1 protein-coding gene is annotated in these 305 nt (G+C 64.6%); it reads left to right on the top strand.

What is annotated here, in order from left to right:
* Positions 1–54 precede the first annotated feature (54 nt).
* Positions 55–305 (top strand): hypothetical protein (locus tag PZH32_RS12685; protein WP_275208612.1); only part of this gene is annotated, 251 nt, incomplete at its 3' end.

Below are 305 nucleotides of genomic sequence, written 5' to 3'. Positions count from 1 at the left end.
TGCATTTCCCCTGATGAGGTAAAGTATTTCTCGGAACACGCAGAAGGAGCGCCGATGATTTCTCTTTCCGCCGCCGTCATGCTGCTTGCCGCTCTGGCCGGCTATTGCCTTGCCGCCCGCGCCGTGGCCCAAGCTTGCTTTCCTCCGCAAGCCGATAGCGCTGCCACGCGGCTGGCGGTGTACGGGTCAGTCGTCTGCCTTGCGGTGTGCTTAGGGGTGCCAGCCATCGACGGCTTTCGCGCAAGCGTCGCAGGGGCGGTAGGGGAAATCGTGCTGCTGCTGGGAGCCGCTGGGGTGGCCTGGGG

The sequence above is a fragment of the Adlercreutzia equolifaciens genome (assembly GCF_029076695.1).
Lineage (GTDB): Bacteria > Actinomycetota > Coriobacteriia > Coriobacteriales > Eggerthellaceae > Adlercreutzia > Adlercreutzia equolifaciens_A.
Note: the sequence above shows the minus strand (reverse complement) of the source record. Positions and strands in the feature narration are given on the sequence as shown.